2 protein-coding genes are annotated in these 3835 nt (G+C 71.8%); both read left to right on the forward strand.

What is annotated here, in order from left to right; all coding sequences use genetic code 11:
- On the forward strand, positions 1-1526 hold a 1526-nt coding region (locus A9W96_RS25320; RefSeq protein ID WP_156765403.1), incomplete at its 5' end, for a type I polyketide synthase.
- A 22-nt stretch (positions 1527-1548) separates the two neighbouring features.
- The coding region (locus A9W96_RS25325; RefSeq protein ID WP_156765404.1) for a type I polyketide synthase at positions 1549-3835 on the forward strand (2287 nt) is incomplete at its 3' end.

The following is a 3835-nucleotide window of genomic DNA, read 5'->3' on the forward strand; positions in this document are numbered from 1 at the left end:
GCACCGCGGCCATGCTGGCCGAGATCACCGAACTGCTGGCGGACGGAATCGTGACACCGTTGCCGCTCAAGACGTTTGATGTCCGCTGCGCCGCGACGGCCTATCGGTACCTCAGCCAGGCGCGCCACATCGGCAAGGTCGCGCTGACCGTCCCGTCGGGTCCCGGTGAGGTGCTCAGCGGCTGCGGCGGTGGCCTGGCCGGGGCCAGCGTGGTGATCACCGGCGGCACCGGCATGGCCGGTTCCGCGCTGGCCCGCCACCTCGTCGAGCGCTACCGGGTGGCCCACGTGGTGCTGGCCAGCCGGACCGGCGACCGGGGGCCCGGGGTCGCCGAGCTGGTGTCCGACCTGCAGCGCTGCGGCGCGCGGGTGTCGGTGGTGGCCTGCGACGTCGCCGACCCGGAGGCCGCCGCACGGATGCTGGCCGGGATACCGGCGCAGTATCCGCTGCGCGGAATCGTCCATGCCGCGGGGATTCTCGACGACGGGCTGATCTCATCGCTGACCCCGGATCGGGTGGACGCGGTGCTGCGCGCCAAGGTGGACGGGGCGTGGAACCTGCACGAGCTCACCCGGCACCTGGATCTCTCGGCGTTCGTGGTGTTCTCGTCGATGGCCGGGATCGTGGGGACCCCGGGTCAGGCGAACTACGCGGCGGCCAACAGCTTCCTCGACGGGCTGGCCGCCTACCGGCGGGCCCACGGATTGCCCGGCCTGTCGCTGGCCTGGGGCCTGTGGGAGCAGGCGTCGGCGATGACCGCGCACCTCGGCGAGCGCGACAAGGCGCGGATGAGCAGGATCGGGCTGGCGCCGCTGTCCACCGAGCAGGCGCTGGCCGCGTTCGACGCCGCGATGCTGGTGGACGCTGCGGTGCTGGTGGCCGCGCGGGTGGACCGCGCCGCGCTGTCCGACAACATCGCCGCGCTGCCCCCGCTGCTGTCCGAGCTCGTCGCCGGCCCGACCCGGCGCGTCATCGACGACACCGACGTCACCGCGTCGACGGCGGGGCTTTCGGCGCGCCTGCACGTGCTGAGCCCCGAGGCGCGCCACCGCGAGCTGGTCGACTTGGTCTGCGCCAACGCTGCGATGGTGCTCGGGGTGCCCAATCCGGCGGACATCAACTCCAGCAGCGCCTTCGGCGAGCTCGGCTTCGATTCGCTGACCGCCGTCGAACTGCGGAACCGCCTCAAAAACGCCACCGGCCTTACCCTTTCGCCGACGCTGATCTTCGACTACCCGACACCCGTCGCGCTGGCCGCGCATCTCGACACTCAACTGGCCGGTGACGCCGGTGAACCGCCGAACCTGATGGGTCGCTTCAACGACATCACCCGCGAACTGCAGGCGCTGCTCGGCGCGCCCAACTGGAACGCCGACGACAAGTCGGTGCTGCGGGCCCGCATTCACAACCTGCTGGCCGCGGTTGCGCCGAGCCGGCCTTCCGACGCCGAACACCTCGACGACGACCTCGACGCCGCCACCGAAAGCCAACTCTTTGCGATCCTCGATGAAGAACTCGGCCGCTGACCCCCCGCCGCAAGGAGCAACGATGCCGGGCACCTCGCAGCACGTCGACTACCTGAAACGCGTCACCGCGGATCTCAGGCGGACCCGGCGGCGCGTCGCGGAACTGGAGGGCCGGCTCTCCGAGCCCGTTGCGGTGGTGGGCATGGCGTGTCGTTACGCCGGTGGAGTCGAATCGCCGGAAGACTTGTGGGAGTTGGTGATTCAGGGCCGCGACACGGTGTCGGACTTCCCGGCCGACCGCGGCTGGGACGTCGAGGGGTTGTACGACCCCGACCCCGACACCAAGGGAAAGATGTACACCCGGCAGGGCAGTTTCCTGGCGGACGCGGGCGATTTCGACGCCGGTTTCTTCGGCATCGGGCCCAGCGAGGCGCTGGCCATGGACCCCCAGCAGCGGATGATGCTCGAGATCTGCTGGGAGGCGTTGGAGCGGGCCGGGATTGATCCCGTCACGCTGCGCGGCTCGGCGACCGGCGTCTTCGCGGGCGTCATCCACGCCGGCTATGGCGGGGAGGTCAAGGGCGAGCTGGAGGGCTACGGGCTCACCGGCTCGACGCTGAGCGTGACCTCGGGCCGGGTGTCCTACGTGTTGGGCCTGGAGGGCCCCGCGGTGTCGGTGGATACCGCGTGCTCGTCGTCGTTGGTCTCCATGCATCTGGCCGCGCAGTCACTGCGGTCCGGGGAGTGCGATCTGGCGCTGGCCGGTGGCGTGACCGTGATGGCCACCCCCGCGGCCTTTGTCGAGTTCAGCCGCCAGCGTGCGCTGGCCCCCGACGGTCGCTGCAAGGTGTATGCCGGTGCGGCGGACGGGACTTCGTGGTCGGAAGGCGCCGGCGTCCTGGTGCTGGAGCGGTTGGCTGACGCCCGGCGGCTGGGGCATCCGGTGCTGGCGGTGCTGCGCGGTACCGCGGTCAATCAGGACGGCGCGTCCAACGGTCTGACCGCACCCAACGGGCCGTCGCAGCAGCGCGTCATCCGGGCGGCGCTGGCCAACGCCGGGTTGACGGCCGCGGACGTGGATGTGGTCGAGGGCCATGGGACCGGGACGGTGCTCGGCGACCCCATCGAGGCCCAGGCGCTGCTGGCGACGTACGGGCAGGATCGCGCCGCGGACCGCCCGCTGTGGCTGGGGTCGATCAAATCCAACATCGGCCACACCTCGGCCGCGGCCGGGGTGGCCGGGGTGATCAAGATGATTCAGGCGATCCGGCACGGGGTGCTGCCCAAGACGCTGCACGTGGACATCCCGTCGCCGCACGTGGATTGGTCCGCCGGCGCGGTCTCGCTGCTGACCGATCCGCGGCCGTGGCCCGACCACGGCGGGATACGGCGGGCGGGCGTCTCGTCGTTCGGGATCAGCGGCACCAACGCGCACGTCATCGTGGAGCAGCCCCCCGCGACCCTCGACGAGGATACCGAGCCGGTTCTGGAGACGCCCGATTCGGTTGTGCCATGGGTGCTTTCGGCCCGATCGCCCGAGGCGCTGACCGCTCAGGCGCAACGGTTGCTGGACCGGCTGAACGTCGAGGCGGGCCCGCGGGCGGTGGACGTGGGCTGGTCGCTGGCGACCACCCGGGCGGCCTTCGAGCATCGCGCGGTGCTGATCGGCGCCGACCGGGCCGCCCTGACCGCGGGGTTGGCGGGTTTGGCGGCCGGGCGCCCCGATCCGGCCGTGCTGGTCGGCCGGACCCGGTCGGTGGGCAAGCGAGTGTTCGTGTTTCCGGGGCAGGGCTCCCAGTCGCTCGGCATGGGCGCCGAACTGTACCACCGCTTTCCGGTGTTCGCGCAGGCCTTCGATGAGGCCATCGCGGCGGTGGACGCGCACACGCGGCTGCCGCTGCGCGAGGTGATCTGGGGCACCGACCCGCAGTTGTTGCAGAGCACCGAATTCGCCCAGCCGGCACTGTTCGTGGTGGAGATCGCGTTGGCCGCGCTGTGGCAGTCCTTCGGCGTCACACCGGATGTGGTGATCGGCCACTCGGTGGGCGAGATCGCCGCGGCGTGCGTGGCCGGGGCGATCTCGCTGCCCGACGCGGCCCGGCTGGTGGCGGCGCGCGGTCGCCTGATGGCCGCGCTGCCGGCCGGCGGGGTGATGATCGCCGTGGCCGCGACCGAGGACGAGGTGGCCCCCCTGCTGAACGGCGCCGTGAGCATCGCGGCGGTCAACGGCCCGCGTTCGTTGGTGCTCTCCGGTGAGCAGGCCGCGGTGGGGGCGGTCGCCGACCGGTTGGCCGCCGGCGGCGCGCGGATGCACCGGCTGGCGGTCTCGCACGCGTTTCACTCGCCGTTGATGGAACCCATGACGGACG

This window comes from Mycobacterium sp. 1245852.3, from assembly GCF_001669335.1.
GTDB lineage: Bacteria > Actinomycetota > Actinomycetes > Mycobacteriales > Mycobacteriaceae > Mycobacterium > Mycobacterium europaeum_A.